Below are 707 nucleotides of genomic sequence, written 5' to 3' on the forward strand. Positions count from 1 at the left end.
ACTTTATTTAATATTGAGGAGTGGTTAAGTTGAAAAAGGTAACAATAGACAAATTAACATTTAAAAATCATCTATCGACGATTGAACGACTTTCATTGAAAGATTTTATGTTTAAGTGGCTAGGTAGCCCCGAAGAAGGTTTAGATGATTTTCTTCCACTTACGTACACAGATACYGTCTTTGCAAAGATGGAGACACCATTGGAAACCAATTTTCGGATTCAAGGTGATGAAACCTTAAGATATGTAACAATAACGGAAGATAATCAGATTGTTATAGGGGTCTTGGACCTAAATCAAGAGTTAGCGTTTAGAATTTTGTCTCTAGAGGAGCATCTGGAATCAAAGCTCAACCGTTAGTTGAACAAGATAACAGAACCTGCCATAAATAAAGCCTTGTGATTTTAAGGAAATGCTTTTTGAAATTTTTCCATCTATAGAGTAATATTAGCTTTTTTGAGTTGTTCGAAATTAAATTGGGCAAATAATCAATGAATAGACAATTTTGTCCTATGAAATTCAATTAGGAAAACACCTTAAATGTTCGAGTTGGATTCTATATCTGAATCTAAGAAAATAGACTTTTAAACATTTTCTTATTATTGGGTTTTTGTAGTGAAATGGAGTAAAATGAGCGAAAAGATTGACTTTAAGTTGAAATTGAATCTAATAAACATCCGGAACTAAATCTAAATAGTGAGTATGACC

General features: G+C 31.7%; 1 protein-coding gene. It reads left to right on the forward strand.

Annotated features, from left to right (window positions below; all coding sequences use genetic code 11):
• The first annotated feature begins 29 nt into the window (after window positions 1-29).
• Window positions 30-359 carry a hypothetical protein gene (locus tag AC1DUW_RS31465; RefSeq protein WP_477644529.1) on the forward strand — a complete coding sequence of 110 codons (330 nt, stop codon included), beginning with the start codon at window positions 30-32 and terminating at the stop codon, window positions 357-359.
• The last annotated feature ends 348 nt before the right edge of the window (window positions 360-707 follow it).

Source organism: Peribacillus sp. P4_C12, from assembly GCF_056402095.1.